Source organism: Pseudomonas sp. B28(2017), assembly GCF_002113025.1.
Taxonomy (GTDB): Bacteria; Pseudomonadota; Gammaproteobacteria; order Pseudomonadales; family Pseudomonadaceae; genus Aquipseudomonas.
Genome location: NZ_NEJH01000002.1, coordinates 329,309 through 353,406, shown reverse-complemented (window position 1 = coordinate 353,406; position 24,098 = coordinate 329,309). Strand labels below are relative to the sequence as shown.

Below are 24,098 nucleotides of genomic sequence, written 5' to 3'. Positions count from 1 at the left end.
CGGTATTGCCAGTGCCGCCGGCGACTTCGGTCCAGGTTGTCCCCGTTAGTCTGTCAATATATAGCTTAGGGGGAGAGCCGGCGCCTACAGCGGTAATCGTAGAGGAGATGTTTGCTTGTCGACATCCATTCGTAGTGTTAATAGTAAAAAGGGCCCTGTGCAAGAATATCTGTGTTAGCGGGGACGGAACCGTTATAGGTATTAAGAATGCTGGTACATGCTGCTGAAGCTTGTGTGCTCGCCAGTATCAGGCTGGCGAGGGAAAGCGATAAAAGTGTTTTCATCTGAATGCTCATTTGAAGTAGCTGTCAATGTGATAGGTATCGCGAAACTGCATGAAGTTCATATTCCGCGTTACAAAAGACTATCCAAGAAAACCATTGCCAACTAGTTCATGCATGTCGTCATGGGTTGCAGGAAATTTCTGATGGAGTGAGTTTTTCGTTGATAGGGATCGAAGGCGGATGATGGCTATTTAATGACATCCACCCTCTGCCTGGTCCAGCCGGAACGTGGGAGTCACAACCCTCCTTATACCCATAAGCCATAAGCACCACACTTTGCGTGATATGGCCTGCGAACGTTTGCCGGTATGATAGTCGCCCCCGCAGTCTGGATTGCGAATACGCCATGACCTTGCAGTACCCAACCATCGCCGATTGCGTCGGCAACACTCCGCTGGTCCGTTTGCAGCGCCTGCCCGGCGCCACCAGCAATACCCTATTGCTCAAGCTCGAAGGGAACAACCCGGCGGGTTCGGTCAAGGACCGTCCGGCGCTGTCGATGATCACCCGCGCCGAACTGCGCGGGCAGATCCACGCCGGCGATACGCTGATCGAAGCGACCTCGGGCAACACCGGGATCGCCTTGGCCATGGCCGCCGCGATCAAGGGTTACAGGATGATCCTCATCATGCCGGACAACTCCAGCGCCGAACGCAAGGCGGCCATGACGGCTTATGGCGCCGAGCTGATTCTGGTCAGCCAGGAACAAGGGATGGAAGGCGCCCGTGACCTCGCGCAGAAGATGGAAGCCGAGGGTCGCGGCAAGGTACTGGATCAGTTCGCCAACGGTGACAACCCGGAGGCGCACTACACCACCACTGGCCCGGAAATCTGGCGCCAGACCCAGGGCACCATCACCCATTTCGTCAGCTCCATGGGCACCACCGGTACCATCATGGGCGTCTCGCGCTACTTGAAAGAGCAGAACGACAACGTGCAGATCATCGGTCTGCAGCCCATGGAAGGTTCGGCGATCCCGGGTATCCGTCGCTGGCCCCAGGAATACCTGCCGAAGATCTACCAGGCCGATCGCGTGGACCGCATTGTCGACATGGCTCAGAGCGAAGCCGAAGACGTGACCCGTCGCCTGGCTCGCGAAGAAGGCATCTTCTGCGGCGTATCATCGGGCGGTGCCGTTGCAGCGATGCTGCGCCTGTCTAAAGAAGTTGAAAACGCGGTGATCGTCGCGATCATCTGCGACCGCGGCGACCGTTACCTGTCGACCGGCATTTTCGACGCGCCCAACTGATGGCCAAACATGAAAGAGGCCTGCGCTTCCAGCCCACCGGCGGCAGCAAGGCCCCGCAAATCCCGACCGGCAAAAAGCAGCGCCTGACCATCGAGCGCCTGGCCAATGACGGTCGCGGTATCGCGTTTTTCGAAGGTCGTACCTGGTTCGTCATCGGCGCATTGGCCGGCGAAGAAATCGAGGCACGGGTGCTCGGTGCCCACGGCAAAGTGGTCGAGGCACGGACTGAGCGGGTGTTCACGGCCAGCGAATTGCGCCGCCCGGCGCCGTGCGCCCATGCCGGTCGTTGCGGCGGTTGCAGCGTGCAGCATTTGCCTCACAACGAACAACTTGCCCTGAAACAGCGCATGCTCGCCGAGCAGTTGGCGAAGGTCGCGGGCGTCGAACCCGAAGAGTGGGCGGCGCCATTGAGCGGTGCGGAGTTCGCTTACCGACGTCGCGCCCGTTTGGCGGTGCGCTGGGACATGAAGGCGAAGAAACTCGAAGTCGGGTTCCGTGCCGCCGGCAGCCAGGACATCGTGGCCATCGATGATTGCCCGGTGCTGGTACAGCCCTTGCAACCGATCATGAGCCGCCTGCCGGAGATGCTGCGGCGTCTGAGCAAACCTCAGGCACTCGGGCATGTGGAATTGTTCAGCGGCTCGACACTGGCGGTTTTGCTGCGGCACATGGCGCCGTTGTCCGACGCCGACCTGACGATCCTCAAGGATTTCTGCGCGTTCCACGAAGCCCAGCTGTGGCTGCATGGCGACGGTGAACCTCAGCCGGTCGAGGCCGGTCAGTCGTTGGGCTATCGCCTTGAACAGTGGGATCTGGAGCTGGCGTATCGTCCCGGGGATTTCATCCAGGTCAACGCCGGAGTCAACGAAGCGATGGTCGCCCAGGCGCTGGACTGGTTGAAGCCGACAGCGGATGAGCGTGTACTCGACCTGTTCTGCGGTCTGGGCAACTTTGCCTTGCCGCTGGCCAAAGCCGCTCGCGAAGTGGTGGCGGTGGAAGGTGTGCAAGTGATGGTCGATCGGGCGGCGGCGAATGCCGCTAGCAATAATCTGCATAACGCGAAGTTTTTTCAGGCCGATTTATCCCAGCCTTTGACGGACGCTGAATGGGCCGCTGAAGGCTTTTGTGCGGTACTCTTGGACCCACCGCGTGACGGTGCTTTCGAGGTTGTGCGCAAGCTCAAGAGCCTGGGCGCCGAACGGTTGGTGTACGTGTCGTGCAACCCGGCGACTCTGGCGCGCGACACGGTCGAGTTGATCAAGCAGGGCTACCGGTTAAAACGTGCCGGGATTCTCGATATGTTTCCTCAAACGGCACATGTCGAGGCCATGGCGTTATTTGAAGCGAGCTAGGATGCTCGTCTGGTCCGACTGGCCCGCCCGTGCAGCCGCACTCGGCCCGATGTGGGCGCACGGGCAACGAAGGTCAGCGATTTGACGCATTGAATCTGCGTCGTAGGGAAGGTAAGCAAGATGGTACAGGTGAGAGCACACCAGCCGATCAACACCGACGGCAGTATCAATCTCGAGGCTTGGCTCGATCACGCGGTGAGTGTCGATCTGGCACTGGATCGCGAAGCCTTGAAGGAGGCCTGCGAGTACGCTCGCGAGGCCGAACAACAAGCCAATGCGGCACAGAATCTGTGGTCGGAAGGTAACTCGACTTTCCGTACCGGTCTTGAGATCGCCGAGATCCTCGCCGATCTCAAACTCGATCAGGATTCACTGGTCGCCGCGATCCTGTATCGAGGCGTGCGCGAAGGCCAGATCAAGTTGCCGGCGGTCAGCCAGCGCTTCGGTCCGGTGGTGGCCAAACTCATCGACGGCGTGCAGCGCATGGCCGCGATCAGCGACAGCCTGAGCCCGCGCAAATCCCTGGTGCTGGGCACCCAGGGCCAGGTTGAAAACCTGCGCAAGATGCTGGTGGCCATGGTCGACGACGTTCGTGTCGCTCTGATCAAGCTGGCCGAACGCACTTGCGCAATCCGCGCGGTGAAAACCGCCGACGACGAAAAACGCAACCGCGTGGCCCGTGAAGTCTTCGACATCTACGCGCCACTGGCCCATCGCCTGGGTATCGGTCATATCAAGTGGGAACTGGAGGACTTGTCCTTCCGTTACCTGGAACCGGACCAGTACAAGCAGATCGCCAAGTTGCTGCATGAGCGGCGACTGGATCGCGAGCGCTTCATCAGCGACGTGATGAGCCAGCTGAAAAACGAATTGCAGGCTACCGGCGTCGATGCCGACATCAGCGGCCGGGCCAAACACATCTATTCGATCTGGCGCAAAATGCAGCGCAAGGGTCTGGCGTTCAGCCAGATCTACGACGTGCGTGCCGTTCGTGTGCTGGTGCCGGAAATGCGCGATTGCTACACCGCGCTCGGCATCGTCCACACCTTGTGGCGACACATCCCGAAAGAGTTCGACGACTACATCGCCAACCCCAAGGAAAACGGCTATCGCTCGCTGCACACTGCGGTGATCGGGCCCGAGGGCAAGGTGCTGGAAGTGCAGATCCGCACTCACTCGATGCATGAGGAAGCCGAACTCGGCGTGTGCGCGCACTGGCGCTATAAGGGCACCGACGTCAAGTCCGGTTCCAATCACTACGAAGAGAAAATCTCCTGGCTGCGTCAGGTGCTCGAATGGCACGAAGAGCTGGGCGACATCGGTGGTCTGGCGGAACAGTTGCGGGTCGATATCGAACCCGACCGGGTCTACATCTTCACCCCGGACGGTCACGCCATCGACTTGCCGAAGGGGGCGACGCCGCTGGACTTCGCCTACCGCGTACACACCGAAATCGGTCACAACTGCCGTGGCGCCAAGATCAACGGGCGCATCGTACCGCTCAACTACAGCCTGCAGACCGGTGAACAGGTCGAGATCATCACCAGCAAACACGGCACCCCGAGCCGCGACTGGCTGAACCCGAACCTGGGCTACGTCACCACGTCGCGGGCGCGGGCGAAGATCGTTCACTGGTTCAAGTTGCAGGCTCGTGACCAGAACGTCGCGGCCGGTAAAACGCTGCTTGAGCGCGAACTCAATCGCCTCGGTCTGCCCGCGGTGGATTTCGACAAGCTGGCCGACAAGGCCAACATGAAAACCGCCGAAGACCTGTTCGCCGCCCTCGGTGCCGGGGATTTGCGCCTGGCGCAGCTGGTCAACCTGGCGCAGCAACTGGTCGAGCCGGAGCGCGGCAACGAACAGCTGGAACTGATTCCGCGCAAGGCCACCGGCTACAAGCCGGGCAAGCGCGGCGATATCCAGATTCAGGGCGTTGGCAACCTGATGACCCAGATGGCCGGTTGCTGCCAGCCATTGCCGGGCGATGCAATCGTCGGCTACATCACCCAGGGTCGCGGCGTGAGCATTCACCGCCAGGATTGCGCCTCGGTGCTGCAACTGGCCGGGCGCGAGCCCGAGCGAATCATCCAGGTCAGCTGGGGGCCGGTACCGGTGCTCACCTATCCGGTGGACATCATGATCCGCGCCTACGACCGTTCCGGTTTGCTGCGTGACGTTTCGCAGGTGTTGCTCAACGAGCGGATCAACGTGCTGGCGGTCAACACCCGCTCGAACAAGGAGGACAACACCGCGTTGATGTCCCTGACCATCGAGATTCCGGGGCTGGACGCACTGGGGCGGTTGCTGGGGCGGATTTCGCAGTTGCCGAACATCATTGAAACCCGGCGTAACCGAACACCATAAGACATGTAGGAGCGAGCTTGCTCGCGATGGACGTTAACGATGACGCGTGCAATCAGGTTAAACGCGTCGTCCTCTGGTTCTTCGCGAGTGAGCTCGCTCCTACAGAGAGCGGGCAGAGATTGATCGATGTATAGCCTTGAAGATTTATTGCACCTGATGAACCGCCTGCGCGACCCGCAGTACGGTTGCCCGTGGGACATCAAGCAAACCTGGGCCACCATCGTCCCGCACACCCTTGAAGAAGCCTACGAAGTCGCCGACGCCATCGAACGCGGCGACTTTGATCACGTGCAGGGTGAGCTGGGCGATCTGCTGTTCCAGGTGGTGTATTACAGCCAGTTGGCCCGGGAAGAGGGGCGCTTCGAGTTCGCTGGCGTGATCGACAGCATCACCCGCAAGCTGATCCGTCGTCATCCCCATGTATTCCCCACCGGTGACCTGTATGCACCGCTGGATGTCCCTCGTCTGAGCGAGGAACAGGTCAAGCAGCGCTGGGAAGAGATAAAGGCCGAGGAGCGCACGGAGAAATCTTCGGCACCCGAACAGTTGTCGTTGCTCGATGACGTCCCGGCTGCATTACCGGCGCTGTCCCGCTCGGCCAAATTGCAGAAGCGCGCAGGGCAGGTCGGCTTCGACTGGCCGGACGCCTTGCCGGTGCTCGATAAAGTGCGTGAGGAGCTCGATGAAGTCCTCGAAGCCATGTCGGAAAACGATCCCGAAGCCGTGGCCGACGAGATCGGCGACCTGCTGTTTTCCGTGGTCAATCTGGCGCGGCACCTCAAGGTCGATCCGGAAACCGCGCTGCGTGGCGCCAATGGCAAGTTTGAGCGACGCTTTCGTTTTATCGAACAGGCATTGCGCGATACCCATCGTCCCATGGAAGATTGCACCCTCGAAGAGTTGGACGCCTTGTGGGGCGAAGCCAAACGTCAGGAAAAGAATTTGCCCAGCTGCGGTTGAGCAGTGGCCTAAGTGAGTAATAAGCACCATGAGCATTTCCCTTCGCGACCAGTTGCTCAAAGCAGGGCTGGTCAACCAGAAGCAGGCCAAGCAGGTCAGCAAAGACAAGCAGAAGCAACAACGCCTGGCCCACAAAGGCCAGATCGAGCTGGATGACTCTCAGCAGCGCGCGGCACAGGAAGCCATGGCCGAGAAGGTCAAGCGCGATCAGGAACTCAACCGCCAGCAGCAGGAAAAAGCCGAGGCCAAAGCCCGTGTCGCGCAGATCAAGCAATTGATCGAAGCTACGCGCCTGCCGAAGTTGACGACCGAGGACTACTACAACTTCGTCGACGACAAGAAGGTCAAGCGTCTCTCGGTCAACACGCTGATGCGCAACAAGCTCAGCAACGGTTCGCTGGCCATCGTGCATCACGCTGGTGGCTACGAAGTGATCCCGCGGGAAGCGGCGCTGAAGATCCAGGAGCGCGACCCGCAGCGCATCGTGCAGATGAACGTGAAGACCGAAGAGGTCAGCACCGAGGACGATCCGTACGCGGCCTATCAGATCCCTGACGATCTGATGTGGTAGATCGATACAGCTGTAACAACGACAAACCCCGCTCATGGCGGGGTTTGTCGTTTTCAATGCGGCAGTTATTCAGAACGCGCTTCGCGTTGCTGCTCCAGTGTTTCCAGTTCGGCCTTGTATTTGTGGGCTTCGGTCTCGGAGTGGAAAATCCCGACCAGCAGGTCTTGTTGATGCACGTCCCAGATGCGGATACCGGCGGCTACACCTTCATGGGATTTATGTGAATCGTCGCGTTCAGTTACTTTTACAGTCATCTGCTAGCTCCAATCTCTGTTATCTGCAGCAAGGCGTGTGCAGGACTCTGTTATAGATTTTGTTAGCCTGCTAAGTAAATGGTCGAGATTGGAAAGGGTTTCTTGCAAAAATGGAAACAGTCCTGCAGCCCGCGAAATACGCGACATTCAGTCGCAGGCCTTAAGTTTCATGACAAACGTTTCATGTTGAAGGCACCACAAATCCAGTGTCGAGCACGGAAACTGTGGGAGCGAGCTTGCTCGCGATGGCGGTGGGTCAGACAGCAATGATGTCGATTGACACTCCCTCATCGCGAGCAAGCTCGCTCCCACAATGGTTGTGGTGTTCAATTCTTCGAGGGCAAAAAAAACGCCCCGAACCAGTCGGGGCGTTTTCATGTGCGGCTCAGCAGCGGGAAATTACTTGCCTTCCCAGCGCTTCAGTACGAGCGTGGCATTGGTGCCACCGAAACCGAAGCTGTTGCTCATCACGGTGTTGATGGTGGCGTTTTCGCGGGTCTTGGTCAGCACCGGCAGGTCGGCCACTTCAGGGTCCAGCTCGTCGATGTTGGCGGAGCCGGCAATGAAGTTGCCTTCCATCATCAGCATGCAGTAGATCGCTTCGTGAACACCGGCGGCGCCCAGGGAGTGACCCGACAGGCTCTTGGTGGAGCTGATGGCCGGAGCCTTGTCGCCGAATACTTCACGCACACCTTTCATTTCCGCGACGTCGCCGACCGGGGTCGAAGTGCCGTGGGTGTTCAGGTAGTCGATCGGGGTGTCGACGGTGGACAGCGCCTGCTGCATGCAGCGGATCGCGCCTTCGCCGCTCGGGGCAACCATGTCGTAGCCGTCGGAGGTCGCGCCGTAGCCAACGATTTCCGCGTAGATCTTTGCACCACGGGCCAGGGCGTGTTCCAGCTCTTCAACCACGACCATGCCGCCACCGCCGGCGATGACGAAACCGTCACGGTCGGCGTCGTAGGCTCGGGAGGCCTTTTCCGGAGCGTCGTTGCGCTTGCTGGACAGGGCGCCCATGGCGTCGAACAGGAACGACTGGCTCCAGTGCTCTTCTTCACCGCCACCGGCGAAGACGATGTCCTGCTTGCCCATCTGGATCTGTTCCATGGCAGTACCGATGCAGTGAGCACTGGTGGCGCAGGCAGAAGCGATGGAGTAGTTCAGGCCCTTGATCTTGAACGGAGTGGCCAGGCAAGCGGAAACGGTGCTGCTCATGGTCCGCGTTACGCGGTATGGGCCGACGCGCTTGACGCCTTTCTCGCGCAGGATGTCCAGCGCTTCCATCTGGTTCAGGGTCGATGCGCCACCGGAACCGGCGATCAGGCCGGTACGCGGGTTGGACACCTGCTCTTCGGTCAGGCCCGAGTCGGCGATGGCGTCTTTCATGGCCAGGTAGGCATAGGCTGCCGCGTGGCCGACGAAGCGATAGATCTTGCGATCGATCAGTTCTTCAAGGTTGAGGTCAATGGAGCCGGAAACCTGGCTACGCAGACCCATTTCGGCATATTCCGGGTTGAACCGGATGCCAGGGCGGCTTGCACGCAGGTTAGCGGAGACGGTCTCTTTGTCATTGCCCAGGCAAGAAACAATGCCCAGACCAGTGATAACGACGCGGCGCATGCGGATAACCCTTAGAAGTTGTCAGTGGAGGTGAACACGCCGACCCGGAGGCCTTCGGCGGTGTAGATTTCGCGCCCGTCGACAGTGACCGAACCGTCGGCGATGGCCAGGTTCAGCTTGCCCTTGAGGACGCGCTTGATATGAATGTTATAGGTGACTTTCTTGGCAGTCGGCAGGACCTGGCCGAAGAATTTCACTTCGCCCGAACCCAGCGCACGGCCACGGCCCGGCAGGCCTTGCCAGCCCAGGAAGAAGCCGACCAGTTGCCACATGGCGTCGAGGCCCAGGCAGCCCGGCATCACCGGATCGCCTTCGAAGTGGCAGGCGAAGAACCACAGGTCCGGAGTGATATCCAGCTCGGCGACCAATTCACCTTTGCCGTACTTGCCACCTTCTTCGCTGATCAGGGTGATGCGGTCAACCATCAGCATGTTCGGGGCGGGCAGTTGCGCGTTACCTGGGCCGAACAGCTCACCGCGACTGCAGCGCAGCAGGTCTTCCCGGGTAAAGGCGTTTTGTTTGGTCATGCGAGCTCCTCAATAGTCCCATGCGGCAGGTGGGGCAAATCTTCCCGGCCGATCGAAGCGTTCATGCCTCGAACCGGCAGCCTACTCATAGACTATTGCGTTGTGGTGAAAGTCACAGCAACAAGGACATGAATGTACACTTGTGCACTGAAATTATTATTCAAGCCCCTTTTCGGGCCTGTCGAGGTGCCTAAGACTGCCGCACTTTCGCCTTTCACGCCAGTCGCAGATGGTCGAAAGGCCTGCACTACTGCACCCAACGTTGCAGAATTTGCTGCAGATCAGTCCGTTTGAAGGGCTTGGCCAGGTAATCGTTCATCCCCGCCGACAGGCAGGCTTCGCGATCGCCCTGCAAGGCGTTGGCGGTCAGGGCAATGATCGGCAGGTCGGTGCAACCGGGCAATTGGCGGATCTGCCGGGTGGCTTCATAGCCATCAATGACCGGCAAGCGGCAATCCATCAGGATCGCTTCGAAAATCAGGCTCTCGGCACTGCGTACCGCCTGTGCGCCGTCGGTCGCGACACTGATCTTGAAGCCCAGGCTGCGCAACATGGCTTCGATGACCGTCTGGTTGACCGGGTTGTCTTCGACCAGCAGCACATTGCGCCCTTCGCCGTCGCTGTTGCGGGTTTGCGCGCGTGGGACCAACGGCGGCTGTGTTTGATGGTGCAGTGCCAGGGGAATTTCCAGGGTGAACACCGAACCGCAGCCTTCCTCACTCTGCGCGCGCAAGGTGCCGCCCATGCGTTCGGCGAGCGTGCGGGCTATCGGCAGGCCCAGCCCGGTGCCGCCGTAGCGCCTTGAAATGGAGCTGTCGGCCTGCTGGAAAGCGTTGAACATCAACTCCAGGCTTTGCGCCGGGATGCCGATGCCGCTGTCGCGCACGGTGCAGGTGAACCACAGCAACTCGTGGTCCAGCGACTGCCACTGAGCTTCGATGGTAACGCGGCCCTGCTCGGTGAACTTCAGCGCATTGCCGACCAGGTTGACCAGTATCTGCCGGATACGCGTCGGGTCGCCCTTGACCTGCAAGCCGAGCATGTCGTCGGGGATCATCAGTTGCAAATCGAGACCGCGCTGCGCGGCACTGTGCTGGAACGACTGGGCGCAACTGCCGATCAGGTCGACGAGGTTGAACGCAATGTGCTCCAGTTCCAGTTCCGAACGTTCGATCCGCGAAAAATCCAGGATGTCGTTGATGACCTTGAGCAAGTGCTCGGTAGATTCCGAGGCCAGCGCCGCGTACTCCACCTGTTCCTCGGTCATGTCGGTGGTTTCCAGCAACTGCAGCATGCCCAGGACGCCATTCATTGGCGTGCGCAGTTCATGGCTCATCATGGCCAGGAAGTCGGATTTGGCGTTGTTGGCCTTTTCCGCCTCTTCGCGGGTCTGGATCAACTGCGCCATGGCCTGATGTTGTTCGCGGCTGGCCTGCTCGAGACCGCTGGCGAGGTTGTTGATGTGTTGCGACAGCGCCCCCAGTTCGGTGTCGTCGACAATCGGCAGCGGTTTTTTGTAGTCGCCGCCCTGGATTGCCTTGACCGCATTACCGATATCACGGATCGGTTGCGACAGGCTGCCCGCCAGACGCCGGGCCACGAGGAAGGTAAACAGCAGGGCAAACAGCGCCAGGATGGCGGCCTTGAGCACGATTTCCTGCTGACGCTGGCTGAAGGAATCGTTGGACAACCCGACGATCACCCGGCCGAGATAGTCTTCGGTGGGGGCCGCGCTGGCGGTTTTGCTGCTCTGGAAAAAATCATTGTGCAAGGCGATTCGCTGGAGCCGTATCGGTGCCTGGAACACTTCGAGCTGTTGCGCGCGATTGTGGTGTTCGCTCGGTTGTTCGACGTACACCAGAACCCGGTTTGAACTGTCCTGGATTTCCAGAAAGCTCACGTTGGGCGTGGCCAGCGTCGCCTTGAGCAAGGTTTCAAGCACTTCGATGTTGCCCGAAATCACACCGTACTCGGTGGCCGGGGCCAGTTGATTGGCGATCAACTGGCCGGTGTGGGTGATTTCCTGACGCAGATCCTGGATGCGCACGAACGTGAAGAAACTGATCAGCAACAAGGTCAGCAGCAACGCAGGGCCGAGGCTGATGAGTTGGGTGCGAGTGTTGATATCCCAGCGACGGCGCAAGTTCATGGACGGCGTTCTCCTTCAGCCAGCAAGGTGGCGACAGACGCGTCGTCTATCTGTTCGATACCCAATGAGCGCGCCACCTGCGGATTGCTCGCGACCTTGAATCGATGGGGGTAGTGCGCGCGCGGCCAAGTGGCTGGTGGCCGGTCGAGCAATTCGTTGATGATCGCCAGCCAATCGCTCTGATCACTGTATGTGCTGGCCAGACTCCCGGCCTTGACGAATCCGGCGTTGGGTCCGATCAGCGCCACTTGCTGCGAGTAGCTGCTCAGCAGCAGGTTCTTGGCGGTTTGCGGGTTGTACAGGTCGGCGTCGTCCAAGCCCAGCAACACGTCGCTTTTTTTCAGCAAGGCCTGTAGCGGACGACTGTCGTGAATGTTGTCCCAGCGCTGGGTGACCACCTCAAGGCTTAAGGGGAGGGCGGCCTGACGCAACTCATTCAACAGGAATTCACTGTGGTTGTCGTAGAGCACGCCGATGCGTTTGGTTTGCGGCAGCAGGGTACGGGTCAAACGCAACTGGCGGTCCAGTGGTGGATCGCTCCATAGCAGGCAAAGGCGCGCAGGCAGTGTGTTGTTCAAGCGTTGCCTGGCTTGCAGGCGACTGATGCGCAACACCAGTGTCGCCGGGCCCTGGGCGTCCTGAAGGCGCCAGTCGAGGCTGGGCAGGTCGAGCAGTATCAAGCGGATGTTTTCCGGCAGCTTGTCAGGAACCGGCAAACTGGCCAGGGTCTGGAACCGTACGTTGTCGCTCGGTCGTAACTCCCTCAGGGCCTGAGTAAACGCCCGCACACCGGGGCTGTCTTCGGCCCCCGTGAGCAAGATGTCGGCCGCGTTGCTCGCCAGGCTGCCCAGCATGCCGCTTGTCAGCAGGCAAAGCATGGCCAGCAGCCGACCCAGGGTCGGCGCTCTCCACGCGGGACGACACGGCATCTTAAAGCTCCAGCTCCGCGCTGAAATACGTCACGTGGCGCTGCTCATAATTGTTGTCGATGAAGGTGGTTGGCTGATTGTCCAACCGTTGCTGGAGCACTCCGGCCAGCTCCAGGCTGGCCTTGCCCAGGGCAATACGTTTGGCGATGCGCACATCGACCCGTTCAAAGCGGTAGCCATTGAGGGCGTCATCGCCATAGTAGAAAAGAGCACTGTTCCAGCCCTGGCCCCAATCCCGCAGCCATCCGGCTGAACCACTATTGCTTGCGGTCTGTCTGGCATCCAACGGATTGCTGGTGTCGGCATCGACGTAGGCATAGGTCAGTCGCAGGCGATCGAGGCTGCCGACACGCCAGTCGAGCTGGGTTTCGGCGCCGGTAAATCGCGCCTCGTTGGCATTGCTGGCGATGTACTGATTGTTGCGCAGCGGTTCACTGATCATGCCGGTGATTTCGTCGTGGAACAACTTCACGTCAATCGCCAGCCCCGGATCGGGAAAGTAGCCGTTGTAGCCCAGTTCCCGGGAGCGCATGTGCTCTTGATCGAGGTCACCGGGGCCGCGGGTCTTGACGAAATAGCGGGCGCTGGACTGGCCAAAGGCACCTGGGCTGAGGTTGGTGACCTGATAACTCCAGTTGACATTGTTCTCGAACATGTCCGGCGAACGGACGGCCTCGGAGTACACTGCACGCAAGCCGTGACGCGGGTTGATCAGGTAGTTGACCGCCATGCGAGGTGTCAGCGAGCTGCCGATCAAACGGGTGTCCTCGAACATGGCTCCGCCCTGCAGCAGCCAGTGTTCGCTGGCACGCCACTCGAACTGGCCGAACGCCCGCCAGATCCTGTCATCGAGCGTGCCATTGAAGTAGGTTTCGGAATCCGCCCGGTCGTAACGATAGTTTATCCCGCTGACCAGCCGAAGGTTGTCGGCAAGGCTCAGAGTGTCCTGCAGTTCGAGGTCGTAGCGCGATTCCCGGGTGCTCTGGTCGATGTCGCCGCAAACAGTCTGGCTCGCGCCGTTGCGCCATTGATTGAGTACCTGGTTGGCCAGTGCCTGCTCGGCGGGTGTGCCGGCCGGTGCACCAGGACCGATGAAGCGCGTGATGTTGCGGGCCAGGCGTTCGGTGTAGTTCGGGTTCAATTGCCAGAGCTCGGTCAGTTGCGGGCTGAACGAAACTTCTGCGTCGCAGGCGCGCCAGGTTTGCTGGCGATCCCAGTGTTGGGCCGAACCCAGGATATAAAGGCTGTGGTCGGGATTGACGTCCAGATTCCAGCGCAATGACCCGGCGTAGTCCTTGGCAGTGACGTCGGAGTCGTCACCCGCGCGGGTAATCCCCGGGAACACCGGCCGGTAGGTATAGGGCCGTTGGTTAGTGCCGTCCTTGGCATTCAATTGCCAATCGAGGCTTTGCCGTTCGTCGAGGCTCTGGCTGACGGCAAGGTTGAAGCGATTGAGGCGACGACTGTCACGGTAGTCGGCACCGGTTCGGTCGGTGTCGAAGCCGTCGTCTTGCTGGCCGGACAGGGACAGGCGCAAGTCACCGCCCTCCCAGCCCATGCTCTGGCTGGCGTAAAAGTCGTTGATGCCGCGCTGACCCTGGGTGACCTTCATGCGCGTACCGTGACTGTCGGCGGGCCGCCGGGTAATGATGTTGACCACCGCCATCAGGGCATTGGCGCCGTAGCTGACGGTATTCGGCCCGCGAAAGACTTCGATGCGCTCGATGTCTTCCATGGCCACCGGAATGTCACTCCAGTCCACGGTGGCCAGGCCGGCGCGATACACCGAGCGTCCGTCGATCAGCACTTGCATGCGTCGCGCTTCAGTCGCATTGGTGCCGTGGTAATTCACCGCCGCCTGATTACCGTTGATGTTGCCGACCATCATCCCTGGCACCAGACGCAGCAGTTCGCTGATGTCGCGGGCGCCGCTGGCGTGGATCAGGGCACTGTCGATGACCGTCATGCTTCCCGGAACGGCCGCCGGCGACTGCTTCAGGCGCGTGGCCGTGAGCACTTGCGGTAGCGGTTCGCTGTCCAGGAACAAGTCGTCGGCCAGCAATGGCGAGCTGAAAATCAGCGCCAGTACCAGCGGCGAACGCGGTGAAGGAGCACCCGGAGACACAACACATCCCTGTCAGTGATTGAAGGCGCGCATGTTAACCGAGCCGAATGACTTTTCCATTCACGATGTCCGCATTTTCCCAGGTTTTATTGGTCTTCTTCCTACGGGTGCCGGTATTTGATGTCGGGGCTGGCCGCCGATGGGCTGCCCCGTATAATGCCGACATCGCCACTGGTATGGATTAACGGATTGCATATGACTGAACAGCGCCCGATTGCGGTCCTGGGAGGCGGAAGTTTTGGAACCGCCGTGGCTAATCTGCTGGCCGAGAATGGGCATCAGGTCCTTCAGTGGATGCGTGACCCCGAACAGGCCGAGGCCATTCGGGTCAACCGCGAAAACCCGCGTTACCTCAAAGGCATCAGGATTTTGCCGGGTGTGACTGCAGTCACCGACCTGCAAGCCACCCTGGACGCTTGTGACCTGTGTTTTGTCGCACTGCCCTCCAGCGCGCTGCGCTCGGTGCTGGTGCCGTACGCCGAACGCTTGACTGGCAAATTGCTGGTGAGCCTGACCAAGGGCATCGAAGCCCACACGTTCAAGTTGATGAGCGAGATCCTCGAAGAGATCGCCCCGCAAGCGCGCATCGGCGTGTTGTCCGGACCCAACCTGGCCCGTGAAATCGCCGAACATGCACTGACCGCCACGGTGGTCGCCAGTGAGGACGAAGAACTGTGCCAGCAGGTACAGGCCGCGCTGCACGGGCGCACCTTTCGTGTCTACGCCAGCGCCGACCGTTTCGGCGTGGAGCTGGGCGGGGCGTTGAAAAACGTCTACGCGATCATCGCCGGCATGGCAGTGGCAATGGGCATGGGGGAAAATACCAAGAGCATGCTGATCACCCGGGCTCTGGCGGAGATGACCCGCTTCGCGGTGAATCAGGGTGCCAACCCGATGACCTTCCTGGGGTTGGCGGGCGTGGGCGATCTGATCGTGACCTGTTCGTCGCCCAAGAGCCGCAACTATCAGGTCGGCTTCGCCCTCGGCCAAGGCCTGAGCCTCGACGAGGCCGTCACGCGCCTGGGCGAAGTTGCCGAAGGGGTCAACACCCTTAAAGTCCTCAAGGCCAAGGCCCAGGAGGTGGGCGTGTACATGCCGCTGGTCGCCGGGCTGCACGCGATCCTGTTCGAAGGCCGCACGCTGGAGCAGGTCATCGCTCTGTTGATGCGTGGCGAGCCGAAAACCGATGTCGACTTTATCTCCACCAGTGGTTTCAACTAATCACGCTTGCCAGAAAAGCAGGGAGTTGCACATGAACGATCCAAAAAAAGTAGAAGTCAGTTACGAATCCATCCTGCTGCGCGTGTTGTGGATGATCGTCTTCGTGCTGGTGTGGCAAGTGGCGCAGTTCATCCTTGGCGCCGTCGTACTGGTGCAGTTGATCTATCGTTTGTTCTATGGCGCCCCGAGCGCCAGCCTGATGAATTTCGGCGACAGCCTGAGCCAGTTTCTGGCGCAGATCGGTCGTTTCGGCAGCTTTCACAGCGACCAGAAGCCTTGGCCGTTCGCCGATTGGCCGACGCCGCGTACGCCGGAAGGTGAAGCGCCGCATGTCGTGGCACCGGCACCGCATCCGGCTCGAGATGAGGAACCCAAGCTATGAAACTCTGGGTATTGCGTCATGGTGAAGCCGAACCACACGGTTCCAAACCCCACGATTCGGAGCGGGAACTGACAGCCAACGGTCGTGAAGAAGTGCTGCGCGCCGCCGCCAACCTGATGGGTCAGCCGCTCACAGCGATCTATGCCAGCCCTTACATGCGAGCGCAGCAGACGGCGCAACTGGTGCGTGAAACACTGGGATTCGAACCGGAAATCCGCACCGTCGAATGGCTGACCCCGGACACCGACCCGGACAAGGTCGCCGAGCAACTGGTTTCCGTCAGTGAAGCCCTGCTGGTCAGTCATAACCCACTGGTGGGTAACTTGCTGAGCTACCTGCAACATGGCGCAGGATACCCCCCGGAGAGAGTCAGCACCGCCGGGCTGGCCGAACTCAAGGGCGATGAACTGCTGGTCGGTTCGATGACGCTCGATAGCATCAAGCACCCTTGAACCGCATTTCCATAGGATGTCATCACCTGAGAAAATTTGTATGAAATAGTCAACCAAGCACTTGCTTGGTTGACTACGCTTGCTCCAGACCAAAAAAACAGGAGCGAGTCATGTCTGCTGCGTTTCGTTTGCCACTGGACGTTTTCTACGAGCGTGAGGCCCGTCATCCTCGCCAGCGGTTTCTGGTCCAGCCTGTCGGAGGCGGCCGAGTCGAGACGTTGACCTGGGCGGACGTCGGTCACCAGGCCCGTTGCGCGGCCCATTGGTTGCGAGCGCGAGAACTGCCGCAGGGCAGCCATATCGCCCTGATCTCGAAGAACTGTGCACACTGGATCATTGCCGACCTGGCGATCTGGATGGCCGGGCATGTGTCGGTGCCGTTGTACCCCAACCTCACCGCCGAATCGGTTTCCCAGGTACTTGATCACTCGGAAGCGGTGCTGGCGTTCATCGGCAAGCTCGACGACTGGCCAGGCATGTCCCGTGGCGTCAGCCCCAACCTGCCGACCATCAGCCTGCCCCTGCATCCGCCGGGTACGTTCGATTTCAGTTGGGCCGACCTGCAATGCAGTTCGCCGATCCAGGACGATCCCAAACCTGCCGCCGATCAACTGGCAACCATCATTTACACGTCCGGCACCACAGGCATGCCCAAAGGCGTGATGCACAGCTTCGGCACCCTGGGGTTCGCCACCACACGCGGCACTTCGTTGTTCGGCCTCAACGAGTCGGACCGGCTGTTGTCCTACCTGCCGTTGTGCCACGTTGCTGAACGGATGTTCGTCGAACTGGCGTCGATCTATACCGGCCAAACGGTTTTTTTCGCCGAGAGCCTGGATACCTTTCTCACCGACCTGCAACGTGCACGCCCGACCGCACTGTTTGGCGTGCCGCGCATCTGGACCAAGTTCCAGATGGGCGTGTACAGCAAGATCCCGGCAAAACGCCTCGACTTCCTGCTCGGCCTGCCGATCATCGGCAAGCGGGTCGGGCATAAAGTCCTCGCCGGGTTGGGGCTGGATGCGTTGCGCATTGCGCTGTCCGGCGCTGCGCCGGTACCGCAGACCCTGTTGCTGTGGTACCGCAAACTGGGGCTGGATGTGCTGGAGGTCTACGGCATGACTGAAAGCTGCGGCTATTCCCACATCTGTATGCCGGGCCAGAACAAACCGGGCTGGATCGGCAAGCCGTGCCCGGAAGTCGAAGTGCGGATTGCCGAGACAGGGGAGGTCATGGTGCGCAGTGGTGCGACCATGCTCGGCTATTTCAAGGAGCCGGAAAAAACCGCTGACACTATCACCGAGGACGGTTTCCTGCGCACCGGCGACAAAGGCGAGGAGGACGCCGAAGGCAATCTGCGCCTGACCGGTCGCCTGAAGGAAATCTTCAAGACCAGCAAAGGCAAATACGTGGCGCCGGCACCGATTGAAAATCGTCTGGCCGTGCATTCGCGCATCGAACAGGTCTGCGTGGTGGGCGATGGCTTGAGCGCACCGCTGGGTTTGTGCGTGTTGTCGGCCGTCGGCCAGCAGGATGCCGGCGGGGCCGCGCGCGCCGGCTTGCATTCCAGCCTGGAAAAACTGCTGGAAGAGGTCAACGGTGCCCTCGACAAACATGAGCAATTGCGGCGCCTGGTGGTGGTCAAGGACAGTTGGGCCGTGGAAAACGGCTTCCTGACCCCGACCCTGAAGATCAAGCGCAACATGATCGAAGCGGCCTACGGTAAGTGCTTTGAAGAATGGAGCGAGCGCAGCGAAGCGGTGCTGTGGCAGGATTGATTCACAAACAAGACCAACAAGGAAACTCTGCGATGAGCCTGTGGCGCACCACCCCCAACATCGAGCAAATGAACGCAATCCAGAAAAACACCATCGGCGAAGTGCTGGACATCCGTTTCGAGGCCTTCGACGATGAGTCCCTGACGGCAAGCATGGTCATTGACCATCGCACTCACCAGCCTTACGGCTTGCTGCATGGCGGCGCCTCGGTGGTATTGGCCGAGTCGGTCGGCTCGATGGCCAGCTACCTGTGCATCGATGCCAGCAAGTTCTATTGCGTGGGTCTGGAAATCAACGCCAACCATTTGCGCGGCCTGCGTAGCGGGCGGGTGACGGCGGTGGCCAGGCCGATCCACATCGGCCGCACGACCCATGTCTGGGACATTCGGCTGACCAGCGATGAGGGCAAGGCCAGTTGCGTGTCGCGGTTGACCATGGCGGTGGTGCCGTTGGGTGAGAATCCGCCGGCGCGTTGAACTCAAGCCATGTCCTTGACCGGACTGTCATCATTCCTGGCAGTTACGGTCATTGCCGCAGGACGCGGTCTTGCAGACAATCAATACCTGTTCTCGCTCATGGATTTGCAGGTATGTCGCAACAGATCTTTTTCGCCCACGCCAATGGTTTTCCTTCGGGAACCTACGGCAAGTTGTTTGCGGCGCTGGGCCCCGAATATCAGGTGACGCATCTGGAGCAGCACGCCCACGACCCGCGTTTCCCGGCGGACGACAACTGGTACAACCTGGTGGATGAACTGATCCATCACCTGCAACAACAGGCCGAGCCCGTGTGGGGCGTCGGTCACTCCTTCGGTGGCGTGTTGCATCTGCATGCGGCTTTGCGCTGCCCGGAGTTGTATCGCGGCGTGGTGATGCTCGACTCGCCAGTGCTGACCCGAGCCGATCGATGGGTGATCCGGGCGGCCAAGCGCTTCGGTTTCATCGACCGCTTGACCCCGGCCGGCCGTACCCTGGGCCGCCGTGAAGAGTTCGCCGACCTGGAAAGCGCCCGGAAATATTTCGCCGGTAAAACCCTGTTTCGCAGCTTCGACCCGGAATGCTTTGACGCCTACCTGCAACATGGCTTGCAACAGGCCGGTGACAAGTTGCGCCTGCGCTTCGACCCGGCCACGGAAATCAGCATCTATCGCGGCGTGCCGCACACCAGTCCGGGCAGCACCCGGCAGTTGCAAGTGCCGTTGGCGGTGGTTCGCGGGCACAACAGCCGCGTGGTGATGCGTCATCACGCCAGTTCGGTCGACCGCCTGCCGTTGGGCGAGTCGCTGACCATGCCCGGCGGCCACATGTTTCCGCTGGAACGTCCGCTTGATACCGCTGAAATGCTCAAAGGCCTGTTCTACCGTTGGGACGGCCGTCGACAACAGGATTGCGCATGAACCACGTCGTCGAAGAGGTCCGCCTGAGCCTGCCGCACATCGAACTGGCGGCGCACCTGTTCGGTCCTGAAGACGGTTTGCCGGTCATTGCCCTGCATGGCTGGCTGGACAACGCCAACAGTTTTGCCCGCCTGGCGCCGAAGCTTAAAGGCCTGCGGATCATCGCTCTGGACATGGCCGGTCACGGTCACTCCGGGCATCGTCCACCGGGAGCCGGCTACGCCATGTGGGACTATGCCCACGACGTGCTGCAAGTCGCCGAACAGCTTGGACTGCGGAAATTTGCGCTGATGGGGCATTCGATGGGGGCCATTGCTTCGCTGATCATCGCCGGATCGCTGCCCGAGCGGGTCACCCACCTGGCGTTGATCGACGGCATCATTCCGCCAACGGACAAAGGTGAAAACGCTGCCGAGCGCATGGGCATGGCCCTGCAAGCGCAACTGGATCTGCGGGAAAAGCGCAAACCGGTCTATGACACCCTCGACCGTGCCATCGAGGCGCGCATGAAGGGCCTGGTGGCGGTCAGCCGCGAGGCCGCTGAACTGCTGGCACAGCGTGGCCTGATGCCGGTACCGGGCGGTTATACCTGGCGCACCGATAGTCGCCTCACGCTGCCATCGCCACTGCGTCTTACCTCCGAGCAGGCCATGGCCTTCGTCCAGCGGGTCAAATGTCCTGCAACACTGGTGGTCGCTGCTGATGGCATGCTCGCCAAGCACCCCGAATTGCTGGAGCGTCTACCCTTTAGCCGTGAACAGCTGCCAGGCGGCCATCATTTGCATCTCAATGACGAGACCGGCGCCGATCTTGTCGCAGACTGTTTCAATCGGTTCTTCGCCATTCCTTGACTTGCGTCGGGCAACTGTCGAGGCTGGGCGGGTTGAAATGGGAGACAACCATGATAGATCTCTACACCGCTGCGACCCCGAATGGCCACAAGGTCTCTATCGTGCTCGAGGAACTCGGTCTGCCCTACACGGTGCACGCCTTGAGTTTCGACAAAAAGGAGCAGAAGTCCGCGGACTTCCTCAAGATCAACCCCAATGGGCGGATTCCGGCGATTGTCGACCGTGCCAATGGCGATTTCGCCGTGTTCGAATCCGGCGCCATCCTGATTTACCTCGCTGAACAGACCGGCAAATTGATGCCGGGCGACCCGAAGGGACGTTCTCTGGTATTGCAGTGGCTGATGTTCCAGATGGGGGGCATCGGCCCGATGCAGGGCCAGGCCAACGTGTTCTTCCGCTACTTTCCGGAAAGACTCCAGAGCGCCATCGACCGCTATCAGCACGAAACCCGTCGCCTCTACGAAGTGCTCGACACGCGTTTGCAAAACGTGGAGTTCCTCGCCGGCGAGTACAGCATTGCCGACATCGCCACCTTTCCGTGGGTGCGTGGTTACGAGTGGTCGGGCGTCTCGGTGGAGGGGTTGGCGGCATTGCAACGCTGGATGGCAACCATGGAGGCTCGGCCGGCGGTGCAGCGTGGTCTGCAGGTACCGCAACGCGCCGATGAAGCCAGTGTCATCAAGGGCGCCCAGGCCATGCTGATCCGATGAGCCTATCCATGCGTTCATTCAGTTTGCTGGTGCTGTGCAGTTTCAGTCCCTTGTTGTTCGCCGTCGATGTTCCGGGCAGTCAGGACCTCCCGATAGTGCCGCGCATGGTCGACGCCCAGATTGTCGACTATCGCCCCGCCGCTGAACTGGAGCGGATCTACCCATTGGGTTCGATCCGCAAGATCAGTGGCCAGTTACGTTTCGACGGTCAGGTCAGTGCCCGCGGCAAGGTCACTTCGGTGACCTACGAATTGCCCTCGGAGCATTCATCCATCGAGGCGTTCACCGCTGCCCGCGAGGCTTTGCAACAGCAGGACGTCGGGTTGCTCTTCTGGTGCCAGGCGCGCGATTGCGGTGAAAGCAGCCTCTGGGCCAACCAGGTCTTTGGCAACGCCAAGCTGTACGGCGCCGACGATCAACAAGCCTATTTGCTGCTGCGACTTGCTGCTCCACGGGACAACACGCTCGTCGCGCTGTACAGCATTACCCGCGGTAATCGCAAGGCCTACCTGCATGTCGAGCAGTTCGACGCTTCGGCACCGCTGGGCGAGCTGTTACCGACCTCCGCGACCTTGCTGCGTGAACTCAAGAGTACCGGGGAGCTCGATTTTTCCACATTGAACGGCGCACCTGACGAGACCTGGCTACGCCTGATTTCTCGCGGACTGAATCTGGACACCACCTTGCGGGTCAGTATTTCCGGAGCGAACGCCGAAGTCTGGCGTCAGGCACTGATTGACCAGGGCGTGCGTGCCGCGCGAATGGAAACCGGCAGTGTCGAAGGCTCTGGCTTGCACATCGAGCTATTGCGGTAGGCTGTATCGGGCGAACGTGCACGCTGCGTTCGCCTACTCTATTGCTGACTGACTTTTTCGAGACTTTTGATGATCAATAACGATCGCCTGTTGGTGCAGATCCTGCTCGTGGTGTTGTTCGGCGCGAGCTTCTGGGTGATGGCGCCGTTCTGGTCGGCGATGTTCTGGGGCGCGGTCCTGGCATTTGCCAGTTGGCCGCTGATGCGCTTGCTGACCCGTTGGCTCAATGGCCGCGAGTCCCTGGCAGCGGCATTGTTGACGCTGGGCTGGATGGTGCTGGTAGCAGCGCCGCTGGTGTGGCTGGGTTTCAACCTTGCCGATCATGTGCGCGATGCCACGGCATTCATCAAGGATGCTCAGGTCGAAGGGCTACCCGAAGCACCGGTCTGGCTGGGTTCAATTCCCCTGGTGGGTGAGCGGCTGGTCGGGATCTGGAACAGCATCGATGAGCAGGGCGCGGCGATGATGGTGTCGCTCAAGCCTTATCTGGGGCAGGTGGGTAACTGGTTGCTGGCGCGCAGCGCGCAGATCGGCGGCGGTATTCTCGAGCTGACCCTGAGCATCGTCTTCGTGTTCTTTTTCTATCGTGACGGGCCGCGCCTGGCCGCGTTTGTACACACATTGCTGGAGCGGCTGATCGGTCAGCGGGCTGGCTACTACATTGAACTGGTGGCCGGCACTGTACAGCGGGTGGTGAACGGTGTGATCGGCACGGCAGCGGCCCAGGCGATCCTGGCGCTGATCGGGTTCCTGATTGCCGGCGTGCCGGGAGCGCTGGTGCTCGGTATCGTGACGTTCATGCTCAGCCTGATTCCGATGGGCCCGCCGTTGGTATGGATTCCGGCGAGCGCGTGGCTGGCCTGGAAAGGCGAGTACGGGCTGGCCGTATTCCTCGGCATCTGGGGCACATTCATCATCAGCGGCGTCGACAACGTGCTCAAGCCGTACCTGATCAGCCGTGGCGGTAATCTGCCGCTGGTAATCGTGTTGCTTGGGGTGTTTGGCGGGTTGATTGCCTTTGGCTTTATTGGCCTGTTCATCGGCCCGACATTGCTGGCGGTGGCCTACAGCCTGTTGATCGACTGGAGCAAGACCCAGGCGCGGGTTGAAGATCGCCGGCCCTGAGGCGGGAAGTGCTGTTGTAGGGACCTGTTGCGGTTGCCGAGGGTAGCGGGCCAGGGTGTTGCGGGCGTGTCGTGTGTGTATCGAGCTCGACACAATGGCCTCGAGGGCTAGGCTTGCCTGAGCCGTCGCGACGATTTACCGATCATCGGGTCCCGCAGCGGCGTTGGTTCCGCTACAATGCGCGCCGATTTCGACTTGCCTGAGAGCCCACTCATGTCCGCCTGCCAGACTCCTATCATCGTCGCCCTGGATTTCCCTACCCGTGACGCCGCACTGAAGCTGGCCGATCAGTTGGACCCGAAGCTGTGCCGGGTCAAAGTCGGCAAGGAACTGTTCACCAGCTGCGCTTCGGAAATCGTCGGGACCCTGCGCGACAAGGGTTTCGAAGTGTTCCTGGACCTCAAGTTCCACGATATCCCGAACACCACCGCGATGGCCGTCAAGGCGGCTGCGGAAATGGGCGTGTGGATGGTCAACGTGCATTGCTCCGGCGGCCTGCGCATGATGGCCGCGTGCCGTGAAGTGCTGGATCAGCGTACCGGCCCGAAACCACTGCTGATCGGCGTGACCGTGCTGACCAGCATGGAGCGTGAAGATCTGGCGGGTATCGGTCTGGACATCGAGCCTCAAGAGCAGGTTCTGCGCCTGGCCGCCCTGGCGGAAAAAGCCGGGATGGACGGCCTGGTGTGCTCGGCCCTGGAAGCCACGGCCCTGAAAACGGCGCATCCGTCGCTGCAACTGGTGACCCCGGGGATTCGTCCGGCGGGCAGCGCCCAGGACGATCAGCGCCGCATTCTGACTCCGCGTCAGGCGCTGGATGCCGGTTCCGACTATCTGGTGATCGGTCGTCCGATCAGTCAGGCGGCGGATCCGGCGCAGGCGTTGGCTTCGGTTGTGGCCGAACTCGCTTAACCAGCCTGTTGGATTTAAATGTGGGAGCGAGCCTGCTCGCGATGGCGATGGCACATTCAACATCAATGTGAC

22 protein-coding genes are annotated in these 24,098 nt (G+C 60.4%); 16 read left to right on the top strand and 6 right to left on the bottom strand.

Features of this window, described 5'->3' with window-relative positions:
• Window positions 1-630: 630 nt before the first annotated feature.
• The 5 genes from cysM to CAF65_RS06325 all read left to right on the top strand — a co-directional run bounded on the left by cysM (window position 631) and on the right by CAF65_RS06325 (window position 6,780).
• Window positions 631-1,533, top strand: coding sequence for a cysteine synthase CysM (cysM, locus tag CAF65_RS06345; RefSeq protein ID WP_046043004.1), 903 nt, complete (start codon window positions 631-633; stop codon window positions 1,531-1,533).
• A complete protein-coding gene (gene rlmD, locus CAF65_RS06340; protein ID WP_085715536.1) occupies window positions 1,533-2,885 on the top strand; it encodes a 23S rRNA (uracil(1939)-C(5))-methyltransferase RlmD in 1,353 nt (450 codons plus the stop codon). Before cysM ends, rlmD begins: the two co-directional genes overlap by 1 nt.
• Window positions 2,886-3,005: 120 nt before the next feature.
• Entirely contained in the window at window positions 3,006-5,249 is a 2,244-nt protein-coding gene (relA, locus tag CAF65_RS06335; RefSeq protein WP_085715535.1) for a GTP diphosphokinase, read from the top strand.
• Between the two features lie 126 nt (window positions 5,250-5,375).
• On the top strand, window positions 5,376-6,209 hold the full coding sequence (gene mazG / locus CAF65_RS06330; RefSeq protein ID WP_085715534.1) for a nucleoside triphosphate pyrophosphohydrolase: 834 nt from the start codon (window positions 5,376-5,378) through the stop codon (window positions 6,207-6,209).
• Between the two features lie 28 nt (window positions 6,210-6,237).
• Complete coding sequence (locus CAF65_RS06325) at window positions 6,238-6,780, top strand: DUF2058 domain-containing protein (protein WP_008016527.1); 543 nt, start codon at window positions 6,238-6,240, stop codon at window positions 6,778-6,780.
• Window positions 6,781-6,845: 65 nt separating this feature from the next.
• Here the strand turns inward: CAF65_RS06325 and CAF65_RS06320 are convergent, their stop codons facing one another.
• The 6 genes from CAF65_RS06320 to CAF65_RS06295 all read right to left on the bottom strand — a co-directional run bounded on the left by CAF65_RS06320 (window position 6,846) and on the right by CAF65_RS06295 (window position 14,384).
• Window positions 6,846-7,034, bottom strand: coding sequence for a hypothetical protein (locus CAF65_RS06320; protein ID WP_085715533.1), 189 nt, complete (start codon window positions 7,032-7,034; stop codon window positions 6,846-6,848).
• 399 nt (window positions 7,035-7,433) lie between these two features.
• Window positions 7,434-8,654 carry a beta-ketoacyl-ACP synthase I gene (gene fabB / locus CAF65_RS06315; protein WP_085715532.1) on the bottom strand — a complete coding sequence of 407 codons (1,221 nt, stop codon included), beginning with the start codon at window positions 8,652-8,654 and terminating at the stop codon, window positions 7,434-7,436.
• An 11-nt stretch (window positions 8,655-8,665) separates the two neighbouring features.
• Complete coding sequence (gene fabA, locus CAF65_RS06310) at window positions 8,666-9,181, bottom strand: 3-hydroxyacyl-[acyl-carrier-protein] dehydratase FabA (RefSeq protein WP_003179264.1); 516 nt, start codon at window positions 9,179-9,181, stop codon at window positions 8,666-8,668.
• A 247-nt stretch (window positions 9,182-9,428) separates the two neighbouring features.
• Window positions 9,429-11,330, bottom strand: a complete 1,902-nt coding sequence (locus tag CAF65_RS06305) for an ATP-binding protein (RefSeq protein WP_085715531.1) — start codon at window positions 11,328-11,330, stop codon at window positions 9,429-9,431.
• Window positions 11,327-12,259, bottom strand: coding sequence for an ABC transporter substrate-binding protein (locus CAF65_RS06300; protein WP_085715530.1), 933 nt, complete (start codon window positions 12,257-12,259; stop codon window positions 11,327-11,329). The genes CAF65_RS06305 and CAF65_RS06300 overlap by 4 nt, the downstream gene beginning before the upstream one ends.
• A gap of 1 nt (window position 12,260) precedes the next feature.
• Window positions 12,261-14,384, bottom strand: a complete 2,124-nt coding sequence (locus CAF65_RS06295; RefSeq protein WP_085715529.1) for a TonB-dependent siderophore receptor — start codon at window positions 14,382-14,384, stop codon at window positions 12,261-12,263.
• Window positions 14,385-14,579: 195 nt separating this feature from the next.
• Between CAF65_RS06295 and CAF65_RS06290 the strand changes: the two genes are divergently transcribed.
• From CAF65_RS06290 to pyrF, 11 genes are all read left to right on the top strand, one after another.
• Complete coding sequence (locus CAF65_RS06290) at window positions 14,580-15,605, top strand: NAD(P)H-dependent glycerol-3-phosphate dehydrogenase (RefSeq protein ID WP_085715528.1); 1,026 nt, start codon at window positions 14,580-14,582, stop codon at window positions 15,603-15,605.
• 31 nt (window positions 15,606-15,636) lie between these two features.
• Window positions 15,637-15,987, top strand: a complete 351-nt coding sequence (locus CAF65_RS06285; RefSeq protein WP_085715527.1) for a DUF4389 domain-containing protein — start codon at window positions 15,637-15,639, stop codon at window positions 15,985-15,987.
• A complete protein-coding gene (sixA, locus tag CAF65_RS06280; protein WP_085715526.1) occupies window positions 15,984-16,439 on the top strand; it encodes a phosphohistidine phosphatase SixA in 456 nt (151 codons plus the stop codon). Before CAF65_RS06285 ends, sixA begins: the two co-directional genes overlap by 4 nt.
• A gap of 110 nt (window positions 16,440-16,549) precedes the next feature.
• Window positions 16,550-18,217, top strand: coding sequence for an AMP-binding protein (locus CAF65_RS06275; protein ID WP_085715525.1), 1,668 nt, complete (start codon window positions 16,550-16,552; stop codon window positions 18,215-18,217).
• Between the two features lie 32 nt (window positions 18,218-18,249).
• The gene (locus tag CAF65_RS06270) at window positions 18,250-18,693 is read left to right on the top strand and encodes a hotdog fold thioesterase (RefSeq protein ID WP_085715524.1); all 444 of its coding nucleotides are present in this window, start codon (window positions 18,250-18,252) and stop codon (window positions 18,691-18,693) included.
• A gap of 113 nt (window positions 18,694-18,806) precedes the next feature.
• Window positions 18,807-19,613 carry an alpha/beta fold hydrolase gene (locus CAF65_RS06265; protein ID WP_158090062.1) on the top strand — a complete coding sequence of 269 codons (807 nt, stop codon included), beginning with the start codon at window positions 18,807-18,809 and terminating at the stop codon, window positions 19,611-19,613.
• Window positions 19,610-20,464 (top strand): alpha/beta hydrolase, encoded by an 855-nt coding sequence (locus tag CAF65_RS06260; RefSeq protein WP_085715522.1) that lies wholly within the window; start codon window positions 19,610-19,612, stop codon window positions 20,462-20,464. The genes CAF65_RS06265 and CAF65_RS06260 overlap by 4 nt, the downstream gene beginning before the upstream one ends.
• Window positions 20,465-20,514: 50 nt before the next feature.
• Window positions 20,515-21,174 carry a glutathione S-transferase family protein gene (locus CAF65_RS06255; RefSeq protein ID WP_085715521.1) on the top strand — a complete coding sequence of 220 codons (660 nt, stop codon included), beginning with the start codon at window positions 20,515-20,517 and terminating at the stop codon, window positions 21,172-21,174.
• Between the two features lie 8 nt (window positions 21,175-21,182).
• Window positions 21,183-21,989 (top strand): DUF4892 domain-containing protein, encoded by an 807-nt coding sequence (locus tag CAF65_RS06250; RefSeq protein ID WP_085715520.1) that lies wholly within the window; start codon window positions 21,183-21,185, stop codon window positions 21,987-21,989.
• A 69-nt stretch (window positions 21,990-22,058) separates the two neighbouring features.
• Window positions 22,059-23,114 (top strand): AI-2E family transporter, encoded by a 1,056-nt coding sequence (locus tag CAF65_RS06245; protein ID WP_085715519.1) that lies wholly within the window; start codon window positions 22,059-22,061, stop codon window positions 23,112-23,114.
• Window positions 23,115-23,327: 213 nt separating this feature from the next.
• Window positions 23,328-24,026: an orotidine-5'-phosphate decarboxylase gene (gene pyrF / locus CAF65_RS06240; RefSeq protein WP_178076661.1), complete on the top strand. Its 699-nt coding sequence runs from the start codon at window positions 23,328-23,330 to the stop codon at window positions 24,024-24,026.
• Window positions 24,027-24,098: the final 72 nt, after the last annotated feature.

Coding starts and splice junctions, on each gene's coding strand:
- rlmD (WP_085715536.1), top strand. CDS start 1,533: ATGGCCAAACATGAAAGAGGCCTGCGCTTCCAGCCCACCGGCGGCAGC.
- pyrF (WP_178076661.1), top strand. CDS start 23,328: ATGTCCGCCTGCCAGACTCCTATCATCGTCGCCCTGGATTTCCCTACC.
- CAF65_RS06275 (WP_085715525.1), top strand. CDS start 16,550: ATGTCTGCTGCGTTTCGTTTGCCACTGGACGTTTTCTACGAGCGTGAG.
- sixA (WP_085715526.1), top strand. CDS start 15,984: ATGAAACTCTGGGTATTGCGTCATGGTGAAGCCGAACCACACGGTTCC.
- fabA (WP_003179264.1), bottom strand. CDS start 9,181: ATGACCAAACAAAACGCCTTTACCCGGGAAGACCTGCTGCGCTGCAGT.
- CAF65_RS06245 (WP_085715519.1), top strand. CDS start 22,059: ATGATCAATAACGATCGCCTGTTGGTGCAGATCCTGCTCGTGGTGTTG.
- fabB (WP_085715532.1), bottom strand. CDS start 8,654: ATGCGCCGCGTCGTTATCACTGGTCTGGGCATTGTTTCTTGCCTGGGC.
- CAF65_RS06260 (WP_085715522.1), top strand. CDS start 19,610: ATGAACCACGTCGTCGAAGAGGTCCGCCTGAGCCTGCCGCACATCGAA.
- cysM (WP_046043004.1), top strand. CDS start 631: ATGACCTTGCAGTACCCAACCATCGCCGATTGCGTCGGCAACACTCCG.
- CAF65_RS06255 (WP_085715521.1), top strand. CDS start 20,515: ATGATAGATCTCTACACCGCTGCGACCCCGAATGGCCACAAGGTCTCT.
- CAF65_RS06285 (WP_085715527.1), top strand. CDS start 15,637: ATGAACGATCCAAAAAAAGTAGAAGTCAGTTACGAATCCATCCTGCTG.
- CAF65_RS06320 (WP_085715533.1), bottom strand. CDS start 7,034: ATGACTGTAAAAGTAACTGAACGCGACGATTCACATAAATCCCATGAA.
- relA (WP_085715535.1), top strand. CDS start 3,006: ATGGTACAGGTGAGAGCACACCAGCCGATCAACACCGACGGCAGTATC.
- CAF65_RS06290 (WP_085715528.1), top strand. CDS start 14,580: ATGACTGAACAGCGCCCGATTGCGGTCCTGGGAGGCGGAAGTTTTGGA.
- CAF65_RS06265 (WP_158090062.1), top strand. CDS start 18,807: ATGTCGCAACAGATCTTTTTCGCCCACGCCAATGGTTTTCCTTCGGGA.
- mazG (WP_085715534.1), top strand. CDS start 5,376: ATGTATAGCCTTGAAGATTTATTGCACCTGATGAACCGCCTGCGCGAC.
- CAF65_RS06250 (WP_085715520.1), top strand. CDS start 21,183: ATGCGTTCATTCAGTTTGCTGGTGCTGTGCAGTTTCAGTCCCTTGTTG.
- CAF65_RS06305 (WP_085715531.1), bottom strand. CDS start 11,330: ATGAACTTGCGCCGTCGCTGGGATATCAACACTCGCACCCAACTCATC.
- CAF65_RS06325 (WP_008016527.1), top strand. CDS start 6,238: ATGAGCATTTCCCTTCGCGACCAGTTGCTCAAAGCAGGGCTGGTCAAC.
- CAF65_RS06300 (WP_085715530.1), bottom strand. CDS start 12,259: ATGCCGTGTCGTCCCGCGTGGAGAGCGCCGACCCTGGGTCGGCTGCTG.
- CAF65_RS06270 (WP_085715524.1), top strand. CDS start 18,250: ATGAGCCTGTGGCGCACCACCCCCAACATCGAGCAAATGAACGCAATC.